23 protein-coding genes and 1 other RNA gene are annotated in these 25,983 nt (G+C 40.6%); 8 read left to right on the forward strand and 16 right to left on the reverse strand.

The annotated features are described in order from the left end of the window. Positions 1-14 precede the first annotated feature (14 nt). Positions 15-3,215 carry an efflux RND transporter permease subunit gene (locus ACX0HA_RS00690; protein WP_458843336.1) on the forward strand — a complete coding sequence of 1,067 codons (3,201 nt, stop codon included), beginning with the start codon at positions 15-17 and terminating at the stop codon, positions 3,213-3,215. 114 nt (positions 3,216-3,329) lie between these two features. Continuing rightward, a complete protein-coding gene (locus tag ACX0HA_RS00695) occupies positions 3,330-4,742 on the forward strand; it encodes a TolC family protein (RefSeq protein WP_458843337.1) in 1,413 nt (470 codons plus the stop codon). Positions 4,743-4,837: 95 nt separating this feature from the next. On the opposite strand, the gene ACX0HA_RS00700 is transcribed toward ACX0HA_RS00695, so the two are convergent. The 5 genes from ACX0HA_RS00700 to ACX0HA_RS00720 all read right to left on the reverse strand — a co-directional run bounded on the left by ACX0HA_RS00700 (position 4,838) and on the right by ACX0HA_RS00720 (position 8,041). Next, positions 4,838-5,539: a putative polyvalent protein kinase domain-containing protein gene (locus ACX0HA_RS00700; protein ID WP_458843338.1), complete on the reverse strand. Its 702-nt coding sequence runs from the start codon at positions 5,537-5,539 to the stop codon at positions 4,838-4,840. 124 nt (positions 5,540-5,663) lie between these two features. Beyond that, positions 5,664-7,226 carry a ribonuclease Y gene (gene rny, locus ACX0HA_RS00705; protein WP_458843339.1) on the reverse strand — a complete coding sequence of 521 codons (1,563 nt, stop codon included), beginning with the start codon at positions 7,224-7,226 and terminating at the stop codon, positions 5,664-5,666. Between the two features lie 58 nt (positions 7,227-7,284). Continuing rightward, positions 7,285-7,390: non-coding RNA, 6S RNA (gene ssrS, locus ACX0HA_RS00710), on the reverse strand. A 58-nt stretch (positions 7,391-7,448) separates the two neighbouring features. Then, positions 7,449-7,742 (reverse strand): cell division protein ZapA, encoded by a 294-nt coding sequence (locus tag ACX0HA_RS00715; protein ID WP_458843340.1) that lies wholly within the window; start codon positions 7,740-7,742, stop codon positions 7,449-7,451. Between the two features lie 8 nt (positions 7,743-7,750). Then, positions 7,751-8,041 (reverse strand): hypothetical protein, encoded by a 291-nt coding sequence (locus ACX0HA_RS00720; protein WP_458843341.1) that lies wholly within the window; start codon positions 8,039-8,041, stop codon positions 7,751-7,753. 177 nt (positions 8,042-8,218) lie between these two features. Between ACX0HA_RS00720 and ACX0HA_RS00725 the strand changes: the two genes are divergently transcribed. Genes ACX0HA_RS00725 through ACX0HA_RS00735 form a run of 3 tightly spaced genes read left to right on the forward strand, consistent with a single transcriptional unit; the run spans position 8,219 to position 13,173 of the window. After that, entirely contained in the window at positions 8,219-9,937 is a 1,719-nt protein-coding gene (locus ACX0HA_RS00725) for a M23 family metallopeptidase (protein ID WP_458843342.1), read from the forward strand. Next, positions 9,921-12,398 (forward strand): TonB-dependent receptor, encoded by a 2,478-nt coding sequence (locus tag ACX0HA_RS00730; RefSeq protein WP_458843343.1) that lies wholly within the window; start codon positions 9,921-9,923, stop codon positions 12,396-12,398. The genes ACX0HA_RS00725 and ACX0HA_RS00730 overlap by 17 nt, the downstream gene beginning before the upstream one ends. Positions 12,399-12,444: 46 nt before the next feature. Continuing rightward, positions 12,445-13,173 carry a hypothetical protein gene (locus tag ACX0HA_RS00735; RefSeq protein WP_458843344.1) on the forward strand — a complete coding sequence of 243 codons (729 nt, stop codon included), beginning with the start codon at positions 12,445-12,447 and terminating at the stop codon, positions 13,171-13,173. Between the two features lie 74 nt (positions 13,174-13,247). On the opposite strand, the gene ACX0HA_RS00740 is transcribed toward ACX0HA_RS00735, so the two are convergent. From ACX0HA_RS00740 to ACX0HA_RS00765, 6 genes are all read right to left on the reverse strand, one after another. Continuing rightward, on the reverse strand, positions 13,248-13,946 hold the full coding sequence (locus ACX0HA_RS00740; RefSeq protein WP_458843345.1) for a hypothetical protein: 699 nt from the start codon (positions 13,944-13,946) through the stop codon (positions 13,248-13,250). Positions 13,947-14,143: 197 nt separating this feature from the next. Then, positions 14,144-14,767 (reverse strand): HAD family hydrolase, encoded by a 624-nt coding sequence (locus tag ACX0HA_RS00745; RefSeq protein ID WP_458843346.1) that lies wholly within the window; start codon positions 14,765-14,767, stop codon positions 14,144-14,146. 99 nt (positions 14,768-14,866) lie between these two features. Beyond that, positions 14,867-16,693 (reverse strand): ABC transporter ATP-binding protein, encoded by a 1,827-nt coding sequence (locus ACX0HA_RS00750; RefSeq protein ID WP_458843347.1) that lies wholly within the window; start codon positions 16,691-16,693, stop codon positions 14,867-14,869. After that, positions 16,694-18,421 (reverse strand): phospho-sugar mutase, encoded by a 1,728-nt coding sequence (locus ACX0HA_RS00755; RefSeq protein WP_458843348.1) that lies wholly within the window; start codon positions 18,419-18,421, stop codon positions 16,694-16,696. 52 nt (positions 18,422-18,473) lie between these two features. Further along, positions 18,474-19,424, reverse strand: a complete 951-nt coding sequence (locus ACX0HA_RS00760; protein WP_458843349.1) for a glycosyltransferase family 2 protein — start codon at positions 19,422-19,424, stop codon at positions 18,474-18,476. A gap of 6 nt (positions 19,425-19,430) precedes the next feature. Next, positions 19,431-20,027, reverse strand: coding sequence for a DUF4199 domain-containing protein (locus ACX0HA_RS00765; RefSeq protein ID WP_458843350.1), 597 nt, complete (start codon positions 20,025-20,027; stop codon positions 19,431-19,433). A gap of 240 nt (positions 20,028-20,267) precedes the next feature. Between ACX0HA_RS00765 and ACX0HA_RS00770 the strand changes: the two genes are divergently transcribed. The 3 genes from ACX0HA_RS00770 to ACX0HA_RS00780 all read left to right on the forward strand — a co-directional run bounded on the left by ACX0HA_RS00770 (position 20,268) and on the right by ACX0HA_RS00780 (position 22,453). Beyond that, on the forward strand, positions 20,268-20,540 hold the full coding sequence (locus ACX0HA_RS00770) for a type B 50S ribosomal protein L31 (protein ID WP_458843351.1): 273 nt from the start codon (positions 20,268-20,270) through the stop codon (positions 20,538-20,540). Positions 20,541-20,672: 132 nt separating this feature from the next. After that, complete coding sequence (locus ACX0HA_RS00775; protein WP_458843352.1) at positions 20,673-21,851, forward strand: GlmU family protein; 1,179 nt, start codon at positions 20,673-20,675, stop codon at positions 21,849-21,851. Between the two features lie 32 nt (positions 21,852-21,883). Then, entirely contained in the window at positions 21,884-22,453 is a 570-nt protein-coding gene (locus ACX0HA_RS00780) for a thermonuclease family protein (RefSeq protein ID WP_458843353.1), read from the forward strand. Positions 22,454-22,503: 50 nt separating this feature from the next. Here ACX0HA_RS00780 and ACX0HA_RS00785 read toward each other — a convergent pair whose 3' ends face one another. From ACX0HA_RS00785 to ACX0HA_RS00805, 5 genes are all read right to left on the reverse strand, one after another. Beyond that, positions 22,504-22,941 carry a PepSY-like domain-containing protein gene (locus ACX0HA_RS00785; RefSeq protein ID WP_458843354.1) on the reverse strand — a complete coding sequence of 146 codons (438 nt, stop codon included), beginning with the start codon at positions 22,939-22,941 and terminating at the stop codon, positions 22,504-22,506. 73 nt (positions 22,942-23,014) lie between these two features. Next, positions 23,015-23,452 (reverse strand): PepSY-like domain-containing protein, encoded by a 438-nt coding sequence (locus tag ACX0HA_RS00790; RefSeq protein WP_458843355.1) that lies wholly within the window; start codon positions 23,450-23,452, stop codon positions 23,015-23,017. Positions 23,453-23,532: 80 nt separating this feature from the next. Then, complete coding sequence (locus ACX0HA_RS00795) at positions 23,533-24,798, reverse strand: sensor histidine kinase (RefSeq protein WP_458843356.1); 1,266 nt, start codon at positions 24,796-24,798, stop codon at positions 23,533-23,535. Next, complete coding sequence (locus ACX0HA_RS00800; protein WP_458843357.1) at positions 24,798-25,469, reverse strand: response regulator transcription factor; 672 nt, start codon at positions 25,467-25,469, stop codon at positions 24,798-24,800. The genes ACX0HA_RS00795 and ACX0HA_RS00800 overlap by 1 nt, the downstream gene beginning before the upstream one ends. An 85-nt stretch (positions 25,470-25,554) precedes the next feature. Beyond that, a complete protein-coding gene (locus tag ACX0HA_RS00805) occupies positions 25,555-25,977 on the reverse strand; it encodes a PepSY-like domain-containing protein (protein WP_458843358.1) in 423 nt (140 codons plus the stop codon). Positions 25,978-25,983: the final 6 nt, after the last annotated feature.

The raw sequence follows: 25,983 nt of genomic DNA on the forward strand, positions 1-25,983 counted from the left end.
AAGCAAAACAAACCATGTTAAAGAAATTTATAGACCGGCCGGTTTTGGCTACGGTCATATCCGTCCTATTGGTAATTTTAGGGGTTCTTGGCCTTACAAAACTGCCCTTGCAGCAGTTTCCTGACATCGCCCCACCGGCGGTACAGGTAACGGCTTTATATCCCGGTGCAAATGCCGAGACCGTACTAAGGTCGGTAGCACCATCACTTGAAGAAGCTATAAACGGTGTAGAGAATATGAGCTATATGAGCTCTACTGCGAGTAATGACGGTTCTCTTGTTATCACTGTTTATTTTAAGCTTGGCACTAACCCTGATCAGGCAGCCGTAAACGTTCAGAACAGGGTGTCTCAGGCAACGAGCCAGCTTCCTGCAGAGGTTATTCAGGCTGGTGTAACTACAGCAAAACAACAGAACAGCCTTATTATGGTGGTCTCTATGTATTCTGATAATCCTTCAGCTTATGACCAGACATTCCTTGCCAACTATTCGCAAATAAACATTATTCCTGATATTAAAAGGATTCCGGGAGTAGGGCAGTCCTCAATATTTGGGGGTAATAAGGATTACTCTATGAGGGTTTGGCTTAAGCCGGCTCAAATGAGTACTTATAATATTGCGCCAAGAGAGGTAATGGCGGCTATTCAGGATAAAAACCTTGAAGCTGCTCCGGGTAAATTTGGAGAAAGCAGTACCGAGTCGTTTGAATATGTTATTAAATATAAAGGTAAGCTGAACAAGCCTGCCGATTACGAAAATATAATTGTACGCACTAATCCTGATGGATCGATTTTGCGACTTAAAGATGTAGCCCGTGTTGAATTTGGTGCCTACAGCTATGGTAACTATACCAGGGTAGATGGTAAACCGGGGGTAAATATTGCAGTTATACAGCTGCCGGGCTCTAATGCTAACGACATCCAGGTGGAGATTGCAAAACTTATGGAGAAGGCATCTAAGAACTTCCCTAAAGATGTTAAGTATCTTATACTTTATAATACCAAACGAAACCTTGATGCATCCATCGCACAGGTAGAACATACACTTTTAGAGGCATTCATACTTGTATTTATAGTGGTTTATCTTTTCCTTCAGGATTTCAGGTCAACACTAATACCTGCAATAGCAGTTCCGGTAGCCTTGTTAGGTACGTTCTTTTTCATGTCGCTTTTTGGTTTTTCAATCAACCTGCTTACGTTGTTCGCATTAGTACTGGCTATTGGTATTGTCGTCGATGATGCGATTGTCGTCGTCGAGGCGGTGCACTCCAAACTCGAGAAGGGTTATCAGCCAAAACAGGCAACCGTATCTGCAATGAGTGAAATTACAGGAGCTATTATCTCTATCACACTGGTAATGTCGGCGGTATTCTTGCCGGTAGGCTTTATGGAAGGATCAACGGGTGTATTCTACAGACAGTTTGCCCTTACGCTGGCCATAGCGATTGTAATTTCGGCGGTTAATGCATTAACGCTTAGTCCGGCCTTGGCAGCTTTATTCCTGAAACCGCATGTTGGCCACGGCCATGAACATAATGGTATAGAGCAGCATAAGCCAAATTTTAAAGAGCGATTCTTTAAAGGGTTTAATGTTGGCTTCGATAAGGTAACCAACCGTTATATGGGCAGCATTAAATTCCTGATCCGTTACAGATGGTATAGCCTGGGTGGGCTTGGACTTGTAGTGCTTGCTACCGCCTGGATGATCAAAACCACGCCGTCAGGATTCATTCCTTCAGAAGACCAGGGCTTTATTGCCATCTCTGCTTCCATGCCGGCAGGTACTTCGCTTGAGCGTACAACGGAAGCGTTAGCCCAGGTTGAGAAAATACTTGCGCCGGCACCCTACCAGCGTACTGTAAATATACTTTCAGGATTCAATATGCTTACGCAATCATCGAGTCCATCATTTGGTGTTGCCTTTATATTGCTGAAAGAAAATAATGAGCGTGGCGAAATGCGCAATATAGATGATATCATGAATGATGTAAGGCAAAGGCTTTCGGCTGTAAAAGGCGCAAACTTCTTTGTGTTCACATTCCCTACAGTACCGGGATTCAGTAATATCGACGGACTGGACTTTGTACTTCAGGATCGTACCGGAGGAAGGTTGGATAAATTTAGCGGAATAGGTAATAACTTCATTATGGAGTTAATGAAGAGGCCGGAAATAGCAGTTGCTTTTACACCATTCCGTGCCGATTACCCTCAGTATGAAATGATAGTAGATGATGTTAAGGCAGAGCAGCTGGGTGTTAGTGTTAAAGAGCTTCTCCAGACCGTTCAGGCATATTACGGTAGTGCACAGGTATCAGACTTTAACCGATTTGGTAAGTATTACCGTGTAATGGTTCAGGCCGATAAAGATACACGTGCAAATCCTGAATCACTGGGAGGCGTATTCGTGAAAAATAAAACCGGCGAAATGGTGCCGATAAATACGCTCGTAAAACTGGAAAGGGTATATGGGCCGGAAAACGCTTCGCGATATAACCTGTTCAACTCAATGACGGTAAATGCTATTCCTAAGCCTGGTTTTAGCTCCGGAGCGGCCATCAAGGCTGTAGAAGAAGTTGCTGCTAAACATTTGCCACCGGGCTACTCTTATGAGTTTTCGGGTATGACAAGGGAAGAGATTATTTCCGGCGGACAGTCGGCAGTTGTATTCATGCTGAGTTTGCTATTTGTGTATTTCCTTCTTGCAGCACAGTACGAAAGTTATATCCTACCAATGGCTGTAATCCTTTCAATACCAACAGGAGTGTTTGGGGTATTTGCAGCGATAGGCATGACGGGAATTTCAAATAATATTTATGTTCAGGTAGCACTCGTGATGCTTATAGGATTACTTGCTAAGAATGCTATCCTTATTGTAGAGTTTGCCGTTCAGCGACGAAGGGCAGGCAAGTCGTTGGTCTCTTCTGCCATGGAGGCAGCCAAACTGAGGCTGAGGCCAATTATCATGACTTCGCTTGCTTTTATTGTGGGACTTATCCCAATGATGAGCGCCGTAGGCCCATCTGCCCAGGGTAACCACTCCATCAGTATAGGTGCTGCAGGAGGTATGATAAGCGGTGTTGTATTAGGACTGTTCATCATTCCAGTACTGTTCATCGTGTTCCAGTACCTGCAGGAAAAAGTGTCCGGCAGACCGTTGACTGCTGTTGGAAGCGACGAAGTTGACAGCCTTAAAGAAGAATTAGAATTAGTTAAATAAGAAATTATCCTTAAATGTTTGTTTATAAAGCTGTCCGCTCCCTTTCACCACTAATGAAAGGGAGGTCGGAGACAGTGACTAAAGGAATCAACTTAAATATACACCACCATTAAAATGAAAACGTATAATATTTATCTGCTCTTTACAGCATTCCTGATACTAACAGGCTGTAAAGTGTCAAAAGATATACCTACACCGGAACCTGAACTTCCGCAGGAATACAGGAACGCGGCAGCCAGTGCTGATACAACCAGTATCGCTACTATAGAATGGAAACAATTCTTTCCCGATGCCACCCTTCAGGATCTGATTGGTAAAGCCATTGCCGGGAATTATGATATGCAGACTGCCCTTAAGAATATTGAGGCTGCACAGCTGCAGTTCAGGCAGACTAAATGGAACAATATACCGCAGCTTAATGCGAATGTTGGGGCAAGTACTACTATTGTTTCAGATAACAGCCTTAACGGACTTAGTGCCAATAACTTTTTAGGTACAGGCCACATCGAAGATTATAACGCGAATCTTTCCCTTTCGTGGGAAGCGGATATCTGGGGTAAGCTGAAAGGCCGTAAAAAAGAGGCATTGAACCAATACTTGAAAACAGAAGAAGCAAGAAAACTTATCCAGACGAATCTTGTTGCGGGTGTAGCACAGGGTTACTATAACCTGCTGATGCTGGATTCACAATTGGCTATTGCCAAAAAGAACCTTGCACTGAATGAGAATACATTGCGTATTGTAAAAATGCAGTTTGATGCAGGGCAGGTGACATCGCTTGCCATTCAGCAGACAGAAACACAACGATTAAAAGCTGCACAGATAGTACCCATGCTGGAAAAAGAAATCATCATCCAGGAGAATGGGCTGAGCTTACTTACAGGTGCGCTTCCGTCAGAAATCGTGAGAAGCAGCACGCTGGATCTTACGCCTTTGCTTACAGAACTATCATCTGGAGTTCCGTCATCAATTTTAAATCACAGGCCCGATGTTAAGGCATCAGAATATGAACTTGTATCGGCCAATGCAAGAGTAGGGGTAACCAAAGCCTCTATGTACCCGGCGCTGAACATTACAGCGACAGGCGGTCTTAACTCTTTCAAATCAGATAACTGGTTTAATATGCCAGCTTCATTATTTGGTATGGTGGCCGGTAGCGTTACACAGCCACTGTTGCAAAGAAAGCAGCTTCGTACGCAATATGAAGTAGCTAAAGTAGAGCGTGAAAAAGCAGTTATTGCCTTCAGGCAGTCGGTACTAAAAGCTGTAGGCGAAGTATCAGACGCACTGGTGAGGGTAGAGAAACTTAAACAGGAGCAGGAGTTTGCGGCAGATCGAGTGGCCAACCTGCACAAAGCGACAACCAATGCCGACATGCTGTTCAAAAGCGGTATGGCCAATTATCTGGAAGTTATAAATGCACAAAGCAATGTGCTGCAGAGCGAACTGGATCTGGCAGCATTAAAAAGAGACCAGCTGAACGCTGTGGCCCAGTTATACAGGTCACTTGGCGGGGGCTGGAGATAATGGTGTTATTGTTTTAAGTGGAAGAAACCCTTCTCTGTTCATTCAGGGGAGGGTTTTGTTATTAGTATAAGAATGTAAGTCTGAATACCCGGAGGTTATTCATCTATTTGCCAAAATTCATCTTTAAGATAAAATACAGTATCGATAAAATAAAGGAAGCCATCTTTAGTCAAAACATTCTCATCGTGTAAGTCTTCAAGAATAATTCCAAGTTCACGGTGGATATAATCATTATTGCGATTGTTTTCAAAACCATTGGACTTCATAAAGGCTTTAACCTGTTTTAAATCTGTAAGTTCTGTAATTGATACATAAGTCTGTTGCACAATGGCATATAGAGTATCCTCATTTTTTGTAAATCCCAGTAAATCGTAGGCAGTATCTTCGAAGAAATAATTGTGGAGTAAGAGATTATAAAGATAATCTTTCCATGAGCTATAGTAGATAGCATCATTTAGTTTAAGAACATGGTCAGAATCTTTTAGATAAACTTTTTGCTCAGCACCTTCACTTACATATTGTGAAAGGTCAATATCATTTATCCAAAGATTGTTTGCAGATATAAAATCTTCTAGCCTCTGCTCTTCTTGTTCTTTGAGGTGCTTTGTGTTTTCAGTTGTTGCGCCTGACGACGAGCCATTTCTAAAGTAACTGGTTTCTGTTGGGATAGTTGGTGCAAACCTAACTGTGCTCTTTCCTTGAAAGATATTATAAATTTCATTTTTTAATAACTTGGTATTAGTAAATATAAATAAAATTTTAAAATGAACCACCCCGGCTTTCAGCCACCCCTCCAAAGGAGGGGAAACCTACTCTTGCTCATTTTCTGGCAACAATAAATCCATAAAAAAAACTCCGAAGTTTCCTCCGGAGTTTTATATTTTTAGCCTCAGTGCCTAAGCAGCTAAGAACCTCAGTAACTTATTTCGCAATATTAACCGCTCTTGTTTCCCTGATAACGGTAATTTTTACCTGACCAGGGTAGGTCATTTCGGTTTGGATCTTGTGAGAGATCTCGAAAGAAAGGTTCGCCGCCATATCGTCGGTTACTTTTTCGCTTTCTACGATAACACGAAGCTCACGTCCTGCCTGGATAGCATAAGCGCTCTTAACGCCCTGGAATCCGTAAGCAATATCTTCAAGATCTTTAAGACGCTGGATGTAAGAGTCAAGAACCTGTCTCCTTGCACCCGGTCTTGCACCTGAGATTGCATCACACACCTGGATGATAGGCGATAGCAATGATTTCATTTCAATCTCGTCGTGGTGAGCACCAATAGCGTTGCATACTTCTTCTTTCTCACCATATTTTTCAGCCCACTGCATACCAAGCAATGCGTGAGGAAGGTCGCTTTCAGCATCCGGTACTTTACCGATATCGTGAAGAAGACCTGCTCTTTTCGCAAGCTTAACATTAAGGCCAAGTTCTGCTGCCATGATACCACAAAGTTTGGCAACCTCTCTTGAGTGCTGTAGTAAGTTCTGTCCGTAAGAAGAACGGTATTTCATTCTACCTACGATTTTTATAAGTTCCGGGTGAAGCCCGTGTATACCAAGGTCGATAACCGTACGTTTACCAACTTCGATGATCTCGTCTTCGATCTGTTTTGTTGTTTTGGCAACTACTTCCTCGATACGTGCAGGGTGAATCCTGCCGTCAGTAACAAGCTTGTGTAAAGCAAGACGTGCAACTTCCCTTCTAACAGGGTCAAAACAAGAAAGGATGATCGCCTCAGGAGTATCGTCTACGATGATCTCAACACCTGTAGCAGCTTCAAGCGCACGGATGTTACGTCCTTCACGCCCAATGATACGTCCTTTAACGTCGTCAGACTCGATGTTGAATACCGATACACAGTTTTCTACTGCTTCTTCGGTACCTACACGCTGAATAGTGCTGATGATGATTTTCTTAGCTTCCTGCTGTGCAGTAAGTTTAGCTTCTTCGATAGTATCCTGAATGTGAGACATTGCACTTGTTTTAGCTTCTGCACGAAGGCTTTCTACAAGTTGGTTTTTAGCTTCATCAGCAGATAGGCCTGAGATAACCTCAAGCTGTTCTACCTGGCTTTTGTGAAGCCTGTCTATCTCGTGTTGTTTCTTGTCAAGGTACTCAATGCGAGAGTTATAATCGGCGATTTTAGCTTCTGCTTCGTCGTTTACTTTCTTAGTTTTAGCAAGCTCATTAGATACCTGAGATTCTTTATCACGCGTTCTTTTTTCAGCTTCTGAAATTTTTCTGTCTTTAGCTAAAATTACCTGCTCATGTTCAGCTTTAAGTTCAAGAAATTTTTCTTTAGCCCTAAGCTCTTTGTCTTTTTTTATGTTTTCGCCGTCTTTAGTAGCGTCTTTTATGATATTAGATGCCTCTTTTCTGGCGTTTTTTATCAGTGTTGATACATTTTTTTTCTCCAGGAACTTCGCGACCCCAAATCCTATCGCTACACCTACGATCCCGATAATTATTATTAAAGCTATATCCATTTAGATTTTGTTTGGTTGTTTTTATATATAAAAAAAGCCCACATCAGAAGAATTGTATAAACTCGTATTGACAAGTTTTGGGCTAACCCGCTGTTCAAGGATCTGCTCGAGGCAGCATGCTATAGTAGCGACGATTCACCCATTTTAAAGAATTGGCGTTGAGTTTATCAAATTTGTACTAATGTAGGCAGTATTTTTGACGTATGTAAAGAACGTATTTTATTATTCAGAGAGAAGCTTGCTCACTTTTTCATCCATTTTCCTAAGCCTTTCAAAGGCATCTTCCAGGTCGGCAGACTTATCAATCTGCTTTTGTTCGCTCTGTGCTGCAAATTGCAATGCACACATGGCTAAAACGTCCTGTTTATCGCGAACAGCATAGTTTTCTTCGAACTGCCTTATCATGGCATCAATTTTTTTAGAGGCACTTCGTAAGCCTTCTTCCTGCGACGGGTCCACGTTTAAGGGATAAACCCTGTCAGCAATTGATATTTTGATCTTCAGCTTATCGTCCATCTTCTATATTAATCAGATAGTTGTGCTATGCAATAATCTATTTCGCGGATCAATGAATTTATTTTGAGTTTCGTGTCTCTTTTATTGTCGTCACTGCCCAGTAATGAATTGGCCATCCTCAAAGACTCATTTTGCTGTTTTAGCAATAAAATCTCGTCACTCTGCCTGTTTAAAGCCAAAGCCGACCGGGAAACCTCGTTTTCCAACTCCTGTTTTTCTGCTTGTAACCTGTCCAGCCTCTGAGCCAGTCTTTCAAGCTTAATCTCAAGAGCATCAACTATTTCGGATAATCCGTTCATAACAGTCAACTTTCATTACATGATTTTACAAAGTTAATATTACTTTAATTAGAAACAATAGTTTAAGGAAAAATTATGCGAAAAATTTCGTAGAGGCGTAATAAATTGGGAGGTAAACAGTTATAACATTAAGCTAAAGCCTGAGGTTTTTTTTAAGGTTTTTTATATTTTAGCCCTATGAGATTACTTCTTTTATCCTTACTTATTACATTTTCGCTCAAAGCACAGAATCCTTATCCGCAGGACTACTTCCGTTCGCCTATGGATATACCTATTCACCCTTCGGGCACTTTTGGAGAATTGCGCACCAATCACTTTCATGCCGGTCTGGACTTCCGTACCGAGCAGCGTGAAGGGTTGCCCGTATATGCTGCCGCAGATGGGTATGTATCGCGTATAAAAGTGTCATCGTATGGCTATGGTACCGTATTGTATATAGATCACCCGAATGGGTATACTACCGTTTATGGGCATCTTAGCGCTTATGCAGATAAAATTGAGGCGTATGTAAGGGCTAAACAATATGAGAAAAAGTCTTTTGAGATTGAGATTTTTCCGGCTAAAGACGAAATAAAAGTTACTAAAAGCGAGCTTGTAGGGCTTTCCGGTAATACCGGAGGGTCAGGAGGGCCACACCTGCATTTTGAGGTGAGGGATACAAAAACAGAATGGGTTATCAATCCGTTACTGTTTGGTCTTGATAAAAAGATGCAGGATACCAAAGCACCTTCATTCCACGGGCTGATGGTATATCCGTTAAGCGATGGTGCTGTGGTAAACGAATTGGGCAGGGCATTGCCTGTAAATGTAAAGATGCAGGGCGACGGTACTTATCTTGCCGATAAAATTGAAGCGAAAGGAAAGATAGGTATTGAAGTAAGCACTTCAGATAAATCTACAGGCAGTGTTGGCAACAACGGTATCTATAAAATGGAGACGTTTTATAATGGTACTCCCGGCTTTACATATACCTTCAATACATTTGCGTTCAACGAAGGACGTTATATCAATAATTTTATAGATTATCCTCGTTATTACACTACCGGTCAGCGTTTCCAAAAGTTGTTCTATCGCACGCCTTATGCGTTTTCGATGATAAAGAGCAATACGACCAACGGGCAGATTGATGTTGTTCCCGGTGAAGTAAAGAACTACAGGATCGTGGTAAGTGATTACCACGGCAACAAAACGACTATAAACGGAAGCATTGAATACTCCGATAAGCCGGCAGAGGTTTCAGAACCTAAAAAAGTTACGCCTTACCTCGTAAAAGCGGCTAATGATAATAACTATACCAAGAACAATATATCGGTATTTGTTCCTGCAAATGCATTCTATGATGATTTTTACATGGATTTTGATGTGAAGGATTCTATTCTTTACATAAATAACGAAACTGTACCTGTGCATACGCCCATAACAGTATCGTTTGATGTAAAAGGGATATCTAAAGAAGTGCTTCAAAAAACATTCATTGCCACCTTTAACGAAAAGAAACTTTCGTACAATTCGAGCGTTATGGAAAACGGAAGGCTTACGGCCAAGGTAAAAACGCTTGGAAACTTTAAGCTTGCGCAGGATAACAATCCGCCAAAAATTTTCAGTCCGAGCTTTACACCGGGCAAATGGCTAACTAAAAACAAGCAGTTCAATATGAAGGTAAGTGACGACCGTTCGGGCATTGCTACCATAGATGCATGGCTGAACGGCAAATGGATACTCATGCATTACGATTATAAAACAAGGGTCATCTTCCACAATTTCAGTGACGGCATAGCTGCCGAAGGCCGTAACGATTTAAAAGTTATAGTTACTGATAGTGTGGGAAATTCTGCTACCTTTGAGACGCATTTTTTCAGAACACAAAACCCAACCTCTGTTGAAAACAATAAATAGAATATTTGCGCTGCTGTTTGTATTGTTCAGCGCCACTGCATTTGCTCAGGATAAGGCTCTAATATTTGGCGTACTTTTAGATGAAAGCGGCCAGCCAGTTGAAGGTGTTACAGTTTCTTATGATGATAATGGTGCTACCGGAGAGACGGCTTCTGCCAAGACCGGTTTTTACAAACTGGAGATACCGGCAGGTAAAGAAATCATCATTTACTATACCCATGTTAGTTTTACACCAGCATCAGTTCCAATTACATTGCCGGCAGGTAAAAAAGGAGAGATCAATGCTGTGCTTGAGGCGACAAGCAAAATGTTGCCACAGGTTAAAATCAATGCCGAAACAAGCCGCCAGAGCATACAGGGGCTTACTAAAATATCACGTGATGTTATCCAGAATATCCCCGGAGCTAATGCCGGAGTAGAGAATATCGTTAAGCTGCTTGGAGGAAACTCTAATAATGAGATGAGTACACAGTATGCTGTGCGCGGGGGGAGTTATGATGAGAACCTTGTTTATGTAGAAGATATCGAGATATACCGTCCTTTCCTGATCCGATCAGGGCAGCAGGAGGGGTTGAGCTTTACTAATACATCAATGGTTCAGAATGTTGATTTCTCAGCTGGTGGATTCCAGGCTAAGTATGGCGATAAAATGTCGTCGGTGCTTGATATAACCTACAGGAGGCCTACACGATTTGGCCTTACGGCCGAAGCGAGTTTTCTTGGTGCCAGCCTTACGGCTGAAGCTATTTCTAAAGACCAGAAGTGGAGTGCAATCGTTGGGGGGCGTTACAGGAATAACAGCCTTCTGGTAAACAGCCAGGAGACCGAATCTAATTATAAACCTACATTTACCGATGTTCAGGCGATGGTAAATTTTACACCTTCATCTAAATGGGAACTGAATTTTTTGGGTAACATATCGCAGAATAATTATACCTATGAACCTTTGTACAGGCAAACTAATTTTGGTACGATCGATGAACCTATAGCTTTGCAAATATTTTACAACGGTAAAGAAAAAGACCAGTACACTACTTATTTTGGTGCTATAAAATCTACTTATACAGTGTCTGAAAATTTCCAGTTCAAGGTTATTGGCTCATTATATCATACAGTAGAGCAGGAGTATTTCGACATTCTGGCACAATACAACCTGGGTGAAGTAGATACTAATATCGGTTCTGATACTTTTGGAGATATAAAATATGCACGCGGGGTAGGCTCACAGCTTAACCACGCCCGTAATAATCTTGATGCACTTATTGCAAATGCAGAAGTTAAGGGGTATCATATTATAGATAATAACAGGCTGGAGTGGGGTGTAAAATATACCCGCGAAGATATTCGCGACAGGCTTGTGGAATGGGAAGTTATAGATTCTGCAGGATTTTCGGTAAGGCCACCAATTGTTGATCTTCCAAATGACCAGCCTTATACACCTTTTACGGGAGCGCTTGTACCTTATCAAAATGTGAGAGCGACAAACTTTACCCAGATAAACCGTTTTTCGGGCTTTGCACAATGGAGCCACAGGACTAAAATTGGAGAAGCCGACCTTTTTATCAATGCAGGGGTAAGAGCACAGCACTGGACGGTTAGTGGTAATTTAGACGGTAAAGGCCAAACAACCGTTAGCCCAAGGGCACAGCTTACACTTAAGCCCTCATGGAATAAGGATATGCTTTTCCGCCTTTCGGGAGGTTTTTATCATCAGCCGCCATTCTATAGGGAGCTGCGTGACTCACTGGGTCAGGTAAGGCCTAATGTAGAGGCTCAAAAATCAATACATATAGTAGCAGGGAATGATTATAGCTTTAAACTTTGGGAAAGGCCATTTAAATTGGTTTCTGAAGTTTGGTATAAAAAAATGGATAATGTAAATACGTATACCCTTGAGAATGTACGTATGCGTTACCGTGCCAATAATGATGCGGTGGCTTATGCTTACGGGCTTGATTTCAGGATGAATGGTGAGTTTGTTCCGGGTACTGAGTCGTGGGTTACTGTTGGCTACATGAAAACCGAAGAAAACCTGAATGACAGGGGATATATAGCAAGGCCTACAGATCAAAGATTGAAATTTGCAATCCTTTTCCAGGATTATGTACCTAACATCCCAAGTTTAAAAGTGTACCTGAACATGGTATATAATACAGGGCTTCCAGGTGGTTCGCCATCTTATGCTGATCCGTACCTCTACCAGTCGCGACTTAACGATTATCGCAGGGTAGATGCTGGCTTTGCCTATGTGTTTGTTGATTCAAAATCAGATTATCCTAAGGGGCACTGGCTGTCAGTATTCAGGGATCTTTCATTAGGGCTTGAAATATTTAACCTGTTCAATAACCAAAATGCAATTACGAATACATGGGTGCGCGATGTGTATACCAAAAGCCAGTATGGCATACCGAATTACCTTACCAGCCGTGTTTTTAGCCTTAAGCTGAATGTGAGTATATAATTATTTGAAACATTTTGCTTATTTTTGATTACATATCCCTATTACAATGAAAAAAGCCCTTATAGCCATCATCGCCTTGTCTTCGTTATTTTTTGTTGCCTGTAAAGAGGAAGAGCAGAAGCCAAAAGTTATTTATGATGAAGCCGGTTCGGGTAAAGGGCAGGCAAAAAAAGTTGATTCTACCGAAATTAAGGTAGCCGATCTTCCTGTGCATATGGAGGGGACTAAGTATCTTATCCATCCTGTGGGGGATATAAGGGTGTATGATGATTCTAACAGGAGTTATGGTACCAGCCGAACTAATGGTAATGTAAGCTATGCGATATCTAACTACAATCGTTTTGAGATAACAGGCTATTTCGAAAACCTGAAGTTTCAGCATGTTGACTCAACGGCATTGCGACCGCTTACTACTAAAAAAATCCAGATACAGACTGCTACTTATCTTAATACCATCGCGGCAAAGTATAAAAAGAATATCCTTCTTTATACACTTGTCGATGCCGATACCAATCAGGACAGCAAAGTAGATGTGAATGATATCAAGTCGCTTTACATCAGTGATGCTGCCGGTAAAGGATTCAAGAAACTATCTCAGGATGCTCAGGAGCTGATTGACTGGAATCTTATCGAGGTGCAGGGCAGGGTATACTTCCGTACTATTGAGGATATCAATAAAAATGGTGCTTTCGATAAAAATGATAAAGTGCATTACCATTACGTAAGCCTTACTTCTGATGAATGGACTGTTTCTGAATATGAGCCTGTGAATTAGAATTGGGAAAATGATTAAACATCTAACGTGTCTTGTCTACAGTCTCACATCTAAAATCTCATATCTCAATACTATTACACAAAAATATCGCTCTCCAGGTCTGATTTCTCTATTTCAAAATCAAAGCCAAGCTGCTGCATCAGTTGTATCACAAGATTTTTATACCAATTCTCTGATTTTGGGTGTATGTAGATCTTATCAATAAGTTTATTGATGTCTACATTTATTTTTACTCCTTCGTTAATGTACATCTGCTGCTCTGAAAGGTCAGAGATTATCCTCACTTCGCGTTCGTACTGAAAGCTTTTCCTTTTGAAGAGAAAAGGGAAAAAAGCATTGTCAAGAGGCACATATTCTTTTTTGTAATCGATATAGGTTACAGCGCCGATGTACTGATCATAACGATTTTCGGGGCCCAATGCTTCCTGCATGCGGCCTATTGTTGACTGTATTGCCAGGCCTTCGTTATTTTTGGTGAATATCTGCCACATAGCAAACGATTCATATTCATTGATATGCCAACTGCTTATGACCACATTCTTGCGGTGTGTCTTATGGTGCTGGAGGAATTCAGGATTGTTTTCGGATAATTTTTTCAGTTCTTCATACGTAGGTTCGCTGAAAGTACCTTCATATTGGTCTTCAAACTTATCCGATCTGGCCATAAACATTTGTCTGCAAAGCAGCAGGTCGAGGAATTTAGAAAGGTCCATGTATTTCCAGACAATGGTATCATTACTTGGTAGTTCAATGTCTTTATTAAAAATATACATAGTTAGCAGTTTTTTGTACAACGAAAGTCGCTTAAAGTTACATTAAAACTTTCGGATTTAATTTATATTTTCGTTACAAATCGGTTAGGTATTCTATGGAAAGAAAAGTGAGGTTTATAGGGTTGAACTTTACTGTACTTCAGTTTATTGCATTATGTGTAAAGAGATTTCAAAAGGCTAGAATGATATGGAGATACTCAATAATTTTGAATAATAGCGGCAAGCTCTGCGAAATGTTTTATTTTATAATCGGCCTCTTTTTCACCGAAGTTGTCTGTCTTATCATAAAGCACGGTAGGAATTCTTAATGCTTTGGCGGCTGCAATTTCGCTTTCCGGGTCGTCGCCAATAACCAATACCTCTTCAGGATTATAACTGTAACGTCTTAGTATATCGGCAAACACTTCTTTCTTGGAAGTTTCTACAGGGTTGACCACATGTATTTCCTTAAAATCGTCATGAATACCCAACTGACGTATCTTACTTAGCTGCATGGTCCTGAAACCTGTGGTAACAAGGAAACGCTCTCCGGGAATATGTTTTATCTCAGGATAATCTTCAAAAGGAAGTATCTCTCCCTGATAGTCCATTGCCTCTTGTAAATCGATTCCTTGTTGGGTAAGTTCATCGCTAAAGCCATGACGCTGTGCCACAAGCCTGAACGGAGTACGCATAATAGCCTTGCGAATGTCGTCAAGGTTTTCATTGTGTTTTCCGCTGGTAGCAATAAGGTCAAATACAGGACCGAATAGCTTGTCGCCAATGGAACTTACAGGATAAATGGTATTGTCAAGGTCGTAAATGATTGCTTTTACAGGCATATACTTTATATGTTTTTTGGATGCATAAAAATAAGGCATAAAAAAATAGCTGCAAAAAATGCAGCTATTAATACTATGTTATTTATTGATGTCTAAAATCTATTCGAAAGACTGCATCATTACGAGTTTTTTGTAAGCACCATCCTGAGCAATAAGCTCATCGTGTGTGCCCTGCTCAACAATGCGTCCTTTTTTCATAACAACGATCTTGTCTGCCTTTTGGATAGTAGAAAGCCTGTGGGCAATAACTACTGATGTCCTGTTCTGCATCATGTTCTCTAATGCTTCCTGTACCAGTCTTTCGCTTTCGGTATCCAGGGCAGAGGTAGCCTCGTCTAAGATCATGATAGGAGGGTTCTTTAAAACAGCACGGGCAATGCTAAGACGCTGTTTCTGACCACCGGAAAGTTTATTTCCGCTATCGCCAATATTAGTGTTAATGCCATCCGGAAGATCTTTAACGAACTCATAAGCATTGGCAATCTTAAGTGCGTCGATGATTTCATTATCTGTAGCATCCTCTTTGCCCAGGGCAACGTTATTACGGATAGTGTCGTTAAATAGTATGCTGTCCTGAGTCACAAGTCCCATAAGGCCGCGCAGTGAGTGGAGCTTAAAATCACGAACATCGGTTCCGTCGATTTTAATTGCACCCTCCTGAACATCATAAAAACGTGTAAGCAGGTTGGCGATCGTACTTTTTCCTGAACCCGACTGCCCTACAAGTGCAACTGTCTGTCCTTTTGGTACTATAAGTGAGAAATCTTTCAGAACATCTTCTTTTTCATAACGGAAGTTGATATTCTCAATGCTTATGTTACTTTCAAAAGTATCCTTGTCAAGAGCTTTTGGTTTGTCGGTTATCGGGTTTTCCTGTTCCAGTACTTCCATAAGCCTGTCGGCTGCAGCATTACCCTTTTTGATGTCGTAAGATGCTTTAGAAATGGCTTTAGCAGGTGTAAGTATATTGTAGGCAAGGCCCATATATCCTATAAATGCTCCTCCTTCAAGGGAATGTTCTACCAGTACCATATGGCCTCCATACCATAATAATATGGCTATAACCATGATGCCCATAAATTCGCTTAATGGAGAGGCAAGGTTTTGTCGGTTAAGTATCTTATTGGATAAGTTGTAATGCCTGTCGGTTGAGTCGTAGAATTTTTTAGAGAAATAACCTTCAGAGGTAAAGCTTTTTATCACTTTTAATCCGCCCAGGGTTTCTTCAATAATAGAAAGGAACATACCTTGTTCAACCTGTGCCCTGCCTGATCGTTTCTTTAGTGATTTACCAATTTTAGAGATAATAAATCCTGAAACGGGGATGAAGATGAAAACAAAAAGTGTTAGTTTAGGACTTATTCCCACCATAAATGCGATTGAGAATATAATCGTAAGAGGTTCTTTGATGATTAATTCAAGAATAGAGAGGTAGGAGGTTTGTACTTCATTAACATCTGAAGACATACGTGCTATTACATCCCCTTTTCGTTTCTCGGAATAGAAAGCCAATGGCAGTTCTATTACCTTTTTATACATGGCGTTACGAAGATCCCTTAAAACGCCATTTCGAAGATATGTCGCAAAAAATAGGGCTAAATAATTGAAAAGGTTTTTTAAAAGGAATATACTGATAATGATCACTACCATGCTGGCTAATGTAACCTCAGGACCTTTAGTACTGTTTGTGATTGTTACATAGTAATTCAGGTATTCTGTCAAATAATCCTTTAAATGCCAGATATCAGTATATACAGGTATTGTTGTTACTTTTTTAGTATCATCAAATATTACCGAAATCATCGGTATTAGCGCAATAAATGATAATGTGCTAAAAAGCGCATACAGGATATTAAAAAAAATATTCAGGTAAGCGTACTTTTTGTAAGGGATCGCAAAGCGAAAAATTTTCTTGAAATTACTCATTTAGATCAGGCTCATCTCTTCGATGATGTTTTTAATCTTGGCATCAAGCGATGCTTCGACTTCTTTAAAGTTTTTAATGTCGTTTAGCGGTTCGTTTACGCTAAAGTAGAATTTGATTTTTGGTTCTGTACCACTTGGGCGTGCACATATTTTAGTACCATCTGCAAGATAGTAGATAAGCACGTCAGATTTTGGCAGCTTAAGCTCCTCGATCTCGTTGGTAAACATGTTAAGGGCGGTAGAAGCCTTGTAATCTTCTACCATCACTACGCTTTCGCCATTTATTTCCTTAAGCGGATTGTTGCGCAGGTCAAGCATCATCTGCTGTATCTCGGCAGCACCATCCATGCCTTTTTTGGTCAGTGATATAAGGTATTCTTTGTAGAAACCGTATTGTTCGTATAGTTTGAGCAGTTCCTGGTATAGCGAACTTGCATTAGCTTTTGCCTGTGCTGCCATTTCGGAAAGTAATAGGGTAGAGGTAACAGCATCTTTATCGCGTACTTCATCACCTATCATGTAGCCAAAACTCTCTTCGCCACCGCCAATGAATTTCTCATTCGGGAAATCTTTGATCATTTTGGCAATCCATTTAAAACCGGTAAGCCCAACTTTAAAGCCTACATTGTAAGCTGAAGCCAGTTCCATGATCATTGGGGTAGAAACGATGGTCGAAGCTACAAATTCGTTGCCTTTAAGCAGGCCTTTTTTCTTCCATTGCTCTAAAAGGAAATGCGTCATCAGTACCATGGTCTGGTTACCGTTAAGTAGTGTCATGATACCGTTGCCATTGCGTACAGCTACACCAAGGCGGTCACTGTCAGGATCGGTACCCACAACAATATCAGCGCCTATTTCGTTTGCAAGGGCAATAGCCATTGCCAGGGCTTCAGGTTCTTCCGGATTCGGCGATTTTACCGTTGGGAAGTTTCCGTCAGGTTTGGCTTGGTCAGCTACAATGTGTACGTTGTTATAGCCTGCATCTTCAAGAAGGTCAGGTATGAGTGTTACCGAAGTTCCGTGCAGTGGCGTGAAAACGATCTTAAGCTCGTTCTTAGCTTCCTGCTGTGTGCCAAAGGTAGCAGCCTGTAGCGAAGAACGGATGAATGATTTATCAATATCGTTTCCTATATATTCAATTAGGCCTTCATTCGGCTGAAAATTGATCTGGTCATAGTTTAAAGCCTCAATAACATCTATAAGTTCTTTGTCCTGTGGTGGTACAAGTTGTCCGCCATCCTGCCAGTACACTTTGTATCCGTTATATTCAGGGGGGTTGTGCGATGCGGTAAGTACAATACCCGCATGACAATTCAGCTGCCTTACAGCAAATGAAAGTTCCGGGGTAGGGCGAAGTTCAGAAAACAGGAATACTTTGATTCCGTTAGCAGAGAATACATCGGCAACTACTTTCGCAAGGGTGTCGCTGTTATGGCGGCAGTCGTATGCGATAGCAACTTTAAGTTCTTCACCGGGGAATGATGTTTTCAGGTAATCAGAAAGTCCCTGTGTTGCTTTACCAAGGGTATATTTATTGATACGGTTGGTGCCCGGGCCCATAATGCCCCTCATGCCTCCGGTACCGAATTCAAGGTTTTTATAAAAGGATTCTTCAAGCTCTTTAGGCGAAGATGTCATTATTTCTTTAACAGCATCGTGTGTAGCTGTATCAAAAACCGGTGTAAGCCAAATGTTTACTTTATCAAGTATATCTTGTTTAATCTCCATTTCAGTTTAATTTTTAAAGGATGTGACGAGACGTCAAGTTACAAAATAGAAATTATAAGGTTTTACTAATTTTATAACGCTCCTCGTTGTTTTTTGTGCGAAGTATAATTTCGCCGAGAAACCCTGCCAAAAACAACTGAGTGCCTATTATCATGGTGGTTAACGCAATATAGAACCACGGATTGGCAGTTATCAGTATGGCTTTTTCGTTGTAGGCAAGATGTATCAGTTTTGCGACACCTATATATATAGCCGATCCAAACCCTATCATGAACATCAGTGCTCCAAGTGCTCCAAAGAGGTGCATTGGCCTTTTGCCGAAACGGGAAAGGAACCATATTGTTATAAGGTCAAGGAAACCGTTGATGAAACGCTCCATTCCAAATTTGGTAGTACCGTATTTCCTTGCCTGGTGAATAACCACTTTTTCGCCTATTTTAGCAAAACCTGCATTTTTCGCCAGTACGGGGATATAACGGTGCATCTCACCCGAAACCTCGATGTTCTTAACAACTATGTTTTTGTAGGCTTTAAGTCCACAATTGAAATCATTTAGCTTAACGCCCGATGTTTTCCTGGCAGCCCAGTTGAACAGCTTAGACGGAAGATTCTTTGCTACAACAGAATCGTAACGCTTTTTCTTCCAGCCAGACACCAGGTCAAAATTTTCACCTGTGATCATGCTGTACAATCCCGGAATTTCGTCGGGGCTGTCCTGCAGGTCGGCATCCATGGTGATGATCACATCGCCCTGTGCTTTGGCAAACCCGGCATGCAATGCCTGAGACTTGCCGTAGTTCTTTTGGAAACGGATGCCTTTACTATTTGGGTTTTGAGCAGCAAGCTGCTCTATGATGTTCCAGGAATTGTCAGTACTGCCATCATCTATAAAGATAACCTCATAGCTGAAATTGTTTTCGGCCATGACCCTAACGATCCACTGATGCAGTTCCTGTAACGATTCCTCTTCGTTAAGAAGAGGTATAACTATAGATATATTCATTGATTATTATTCGTTCCCTGTGTTGTTTTCTTCGTCCTGAGGAGCGAAAGACCCATAAGGATTTTCTTTTTTTACAAAAGCACCTACTATTAATGATTCTACCAAACCTACAAAAGCATACATTACTATGGTCACAGGACCTGCAACATACGGAGACATGGTTTTTTCAACTACTGCTAACATCATTTCCATTTCGGCTGCTGTCATGTTAGGGTTTTTATGTATGCTAACCCTTTTCATCTGTTCAATTGAATCTGAGATAAATTCAGGGAATATCATATTGAAAATAAAGTAGAATACAGCATATAAGGCAGCAGCTACAACGCAAACTGCAACGCCGGTCTTCAGGCACTGCCCAAATGATATATAGCCGCCGTTTATTTTGTTTTTATAATTGTTGCACGCAAGGGTAATAAAAATAAAAGGAAACACTAAGAAATTAAGGATGTTTACAAGAGTTCCTACCCACCCTGATTCTATGGGGTCCGGCTTTAAAAAAAACATTGTTACAAGTTCAATAATCATAATAAGGCCAAATATGATTCCGTATGGCACTGCTGATTTTCCTAATGCTGGTTTTTGAACGGCGTCTTTGTTTTCCATGGTTTGGTTTTATAGTTGGTTAAATTAATCCACAAATATACTAATTATGGAATAATCAGTCGCTACATTTGTATTTGAGTTACATTGAAAAAAAATATAATTGTTGTTTGATATTTGAAATATAATTGTACTTTTGCACCTCAAATTAAAGTTTAAAAACAAAAAGCTGTAAATCATTTACACCTTTCGTATAGAAAGCTTCAAAGTGAGGTATAGCCAAAACAATAAAAATTTATCAAGATGAAAAAAGGTATTCACCCGGAAAATTACAGATTAGTTGCTTTTAAAGACATGTCAAACGAAGAAGTCTTTATTACTAAATCTACTGCTGACACAAGAGAAACAATTGTACACGAAGGTGTTGAGTACCCTGTAGTGAAAATGGAGATCTCAAGAACTTCTCACCCTTTTTACACTGGTAAATCTAAACTTATCGATACTGCAGGACGTATTGACAAGTTCAAAACTAAATATGCTAAATTCAGCAAAGCAGATACTAAAACTGAAGAATAGTTTTAAATATCTATATCATACAAAGCCTTCCCGAAACGGAAGGCTTTTTTATTGCGGTTTATTTTATTGAGTTCTTTGTTTTGCAACGAAACTTTGTAACTTTGAGACTTTGTAAACCGACAATCTATCACAATGAATTATATTCTCTTTGACGGAACTGTGCGCAATGCGTTGCTTCCTTTTACCTATACAAGGCCTGTAGCCGATATCCGTGTGGGTATCCTAACCATCCGTGAAAAATGGGAAAAGCATATTGGCTATACTACCACTACACTTACCGAGGAGTATCTTATGGATAAATTCCCAATGGTAGAGATGGAAGAGAATGTAATGATCAACGCATCATTCCTGCCTAATGAGATACTGGCCGAGATGGTTATGGCACTTGAACCAAATCAGGCTATCTTTAAAGGAGATGATGTTATTGCTTTTTACACTAATGAGACACAGGAAGAAGTAGACTTTGATACTTACGATATTATTGAGTTTACCGAAGAGTGCCTTACCATAGAGCATCCGTGGGATATCTTTCAAAAGAATGACGCAGCCATCCGTGAAGATTTTGAATTGCTGACCGAAGGGCGTGTTTCGCAGCCTATACCGTCAAGCGTAAATGTCATCGCTGCTGAAAATATATTCATTGAAGAAGGTGCAAAGCTTGAATTTGTTACCCTAAACGCTTCTACAGGGCCTATATATATAGGTAAAAACTCAGAGATAATGGAGAACTCTGTTATCCGTGGGCCATTTGCACTTTGCGAAGAAGCTCAGGTAAAACTGGCGACTAAAGTATATGGAGCAACTACTGTTGGCCCGCACAGCAGGATAGGAGGAGAGGTTAGCAACTCGGTACTGTTCGGGTACTCTAACAAAGGTCATGACGGTTTCCTTGGGAATTCAGTACTTGGCGAATGGTGTAACCTGGGTGCCGATACCAATAACTCAAACCTTAAGAACAACTATGAAGAGGTTAAACTATGGAGCTACGAAAAAGAAGGCTTCGTAAGAACCGGGCTTCAGTTCTGCGGATTGATGATGGGCGACCACAGTAAGTCGGGAATTAATACAATGTTCAATACAGGAACTGTTGTAGGGGTAAGTGCAAATATCTTTGGAAGCGGGTTTCCTCGCAACTTTGTTCCGAGCTTTTCATGGGGCGGTGCATCGGGCTTTACTACCTATGTAACAAAAAAGGCTTTTGAAACGGCCAAAATAGTGATGTCACGACGTAAAGTTGAGTTTACAGATCAGGATGCTGCCATTATGGAACACATTTTTGAAGAAAGCAAAAAATGGAGAAAAGACGATTAATGTACTAATGTTGTAATTATTTGATGTAGCAATTGAGAAGAAATAAATCCCAATCAAAATATACTATAGGAAGCCTGCTGTTATTGCTGGCTTTCTTGTTTTATATGGCCTGTAATCCTGATAAGAAAAAGGATAGGCAGCAGCCAAAAGAAAATACTGTTGAGCGTCAGAAAGATGCTGATACACTAAATATATTTGAAGGAAAAGTGACAGGGATTAAGGACGGCGATACTTTTGAGGTGCTTCGTGATGGCGAACCTGAAAGGGTGCGCCTTGTGGATATTGATTCGCCCGAAAGTGCTCAGCCGTTTGGTAAAGCAGCTAAAAAATATGCTTCAGACCTGTGTTTTGGAAAAACGGTAAGAGTGGAACCTAAGAAGAAAAGAGATCAATACGGAAGGATACTAGGGACGATTTATGTTGATGATACCTTAAACGTAAATGCTGAAATGATCGTTGCAGGTTATGCATGGCGTTATAAATATTCGAAAAGTAAAGAATATGCCCGTTATGAAGAACAGGCACGTAACTCACATTCAGGATTATGGGCAGGAGAAAACCCTGTGGATCCATGGCAATGGAGAAAAGAGAATAAACGTTAAACAAAAAACTATTAATAAAGAACAGAGGAGTAAAAGCTCCTCTGTTTTATTTAGTCGTCTATCCTTAAGAATTTACCGTTAGTGTCAAATTCGATTTCGGTTCCGCTTGAAAGCTCAATATCATAACCGGCCTTTTTCTTGTCTATCTGTACTACATTTTGTCCTTTATAATTGGTAGCAAGAAAAGAGCTTATGGATTTTGGTATTACTGCTGCCGGTACTCCGCTACGGCAATCGATCTCATCCCAGTTGCCCTGGGCATCAAAATTGATTTTTACCCCGTTAGACAATACCGTTTCATAATCGGTGTCAAACATTTCTTTATCCAGTTTGGCCGATGTTACCGTCGCACCCTTAAAATGCTGTTTGATAAAGTTTTGTGCTGTTGCAGGTAACTGAGCTGAAGTTATCTTTTTATCCTGTGCAAATGCTACGGATGATATGCCTAATACTAATAAGGTTAGCAGTAATGTCAATCGTTTTGTCATGGTCGTTTCTCTTTTGCAGAATTAAAATTAGCACTCTGAAGCTTTGTTATGGTATAAACCAAAAACCGGGCCTTTAATCGTCTATCCTTAAAAATTTGCCATTACTGTCAAATCTAAGCTCAACATCATTTAAGAATTCAACTTTATAGCCCCACTTTTCTTTTTCTATTTTTTCTATTCCCTGGCCTTTATAGTTCCTGTCGGCATAATCAGCGATTGCTTTTGGCAAAACCGAATGTGGCAGGGCATTTTTGTTACCGTCTATTTCTTCCCAGTTTCCCTTCCCGTCAAATTCAATTTCCACTCCGTTAGAAAGCATTATCTCATAATCAGTGCTTATCATGCCCTTATCTTCGACAGCATAGGCTGCTGTTTGCTTAGGGAAGTTTTGCGAAAGGAATGTTTGTGCGGCAGCAGGAAGTTCTTTTATTGTAATATTCCTTTTTTGGGCATTAGCTGTAAATCCGCTAAATAATGCCAATGTAAGTATCAGTTTAAATACGGTTTTCATAATGTATATGTTTTAAATTTTAAACAAACTTAGTACCACAATTTGGAAACAAATGGGAATTTACAAAAATCCGCTGCTTTCTAAGGAAAAGTTATGTTAAAGGTATGCATCCTGTTAAAGGAATAATCAATAGAAAGTTTATAAGTGCTTATTATCGAACTCACAATAGACAGACCTAATCCGGTTGAATTCTCATTGTAACTGTCCCTGTAAAAGCGCCTGAAAACGGCATTGGTGTCTAAAGCCTTTTCGTTTCCGGTATTACTTATACTGATCTTTTTTTGTTGTATTTCGACATGTATTGTTCCACCTTTGTGGTTGTGCAATATGGCATTTTTTATAAGGTTGCTTATCAGCGTGACTGCAAGGCCGCGATTCATGGTAAAGCTTAGCTGGGTATCCGCTTTTACCGTGATATTGATGTCTTTGTATTCTGCCAGGTCAGTAAAGTCTTCGGTAAGCTGTAGCATCAGCTCATTAAAGTTTACGGGCTCTTCTTCGGTATATTGCCTGTTCTCTATTTTAGATAACATCAATAGTGATCTATTAAGGCGTACGAGCCTGTTCAGGGTATCGCTTATCTTACCGATTTCTTCCATTTGTGTTTCCGGCAGGTTGTTGTTTTCGGCATAGAGTTCAAGTCGGTTCAGGCTGATTGCCAAGGGTGTCTGCAGCTCATGTGATGCATTTTCGATAAATTGTTTCTGGCTGGAGTAAATTTCTTCATTACGTTTTAGCATACTTTCCAGTTCGTTGCCCAGCGCTTTGAATTCTTTTATAGAAGAAGCCGGCGCTTCAAATGATTTGCCTGAGCCTAACCTGAAATGCTTAAGCCTGTCGAGTGTGGTGTAGAAAGATTTCCATGCTTTGCGAAGAATCACATAATTCAGCAGTCCAATACTGATAACCAGCATTGCATACAGAGCGATAAGGGCAGTAAGAAGGTCTTCAAGAAGCTCATCTTCTTCAACCATTGATGCACGTATGGTAAGCAGGTGAGGATTGCCTTTAGAGTCTTCAAATACGGTTTCCAATAGCCTTACCGGTTCATTATCATCGTCATACTCCATGAATTCAAAAGTGTTTATGAACCTACTTTTGTCGTCATAGTGACCCTGTGGCAGCGGAGTTATCTTAAACTGGTTAATGCCAAATTCAGGCGTGTTTACTATCGCTTCGTTCTCTTTGACTTCTCTAAGGATAAGCAATTTTGAGTTTTTAAGGCCGTCATCAATATTGTCATAGACCTCTTCTAATATAACCGCATAAAACAAGCCTGCCCATACTGCTATGACAACAAGCAGGGCAATGATAAGATACCGTAATGTATAATTGCGTAATTTCATCAGCTCATTTTATAGCCCATGCCATATACAGCCTGTATATCGGCTTCAGCAGCGGCATCTTTAAGTTTTTTGCGGAGGTTTTTTATTTGTGAATATACAAAGTCAAGATTATCAGCCTGATCTATATAATCGCCCCATACGGCTTCCGCCAATGCTGTCTTGTTTATCAGCCTGTTCGGGTTGATGATAAAATAGTATAAAAGGTCAAACTCTTTACGGTTCAGTGTAAGCGGGGTGTCGTCAACAGTAACGGTACGTTGTTCGGGAGACAGTTTGAGGTTATTCCATGTAATGGCAGTGTCGCCATCATGGTTTTTTCTTCTAATGGCTGATTTGATTCTGGCATGTAACTCGGCAAGGTGAAAGGGTTTTGCTAAATAGTCATCGGCGCCTAAATCGAGCCCGGCAACCTTATCGTCAACGGCATCTTTAGCAGAAATGATAATGACAGCTTCTTTTTTGCGGAGGGCTTTGAGCTCACGGACCAGATCAAGTCCGCTGCCATTAGGAAGCATGATATCGATGAGTACACAGTCGTAATCGTAGGAGCCGATCTTGTCCATTCCGGATATGAAATCGTGTGCTGTTTCTACAATGTATTTTTCTTTTTCGAGCGATTCGCGAATCACTTCCCTAAGTCCCTGCTCATCTTCTATGATTAGGATTTTCATATTGCCTTTGCTGTTTGGGTATATCAAATATACCGATTATGCCGGCAAGGTAAAAACAGATTTTGGAAACATTTGGGAATGGTGACTATTGGTTTGCAGCCAATAGGGTTCCATTGGCATCAAAATGACATTTTTGCCCATTACTGAAGGCCAGCCTGCATTCCGAATTTGAGCGCTCAATTTTGGTAACTACAAGATCTTTACTGTTTGTTTTAAGATATTCCTGAATAGGTTTGTCCAGAAATTTGAACGGAACCGGGTTTCCTTTACCATCTATTAGTGTCCACAATCCATTCTCTCCAAATTGTATTTCGGTTTTATTGTTCAGTACAATATCATAAGTTGTAGAAAGGTCATCACTCGCTTTTACCGCATGATGAAAAGGACTCTTGAAATAAGTCAGGAAAGAACGCACCTTTGATGGAAGTTCTGATCTGTATACAGTTTCCTGTGCCTGTACTGACAGTATGGCAATAAAAAACGCAGCAGCGGATAGTAATGATTTCATGTTTTA

It is taken from the genome of Flavobacterium hauense (genome assembly GCF_054457175.1).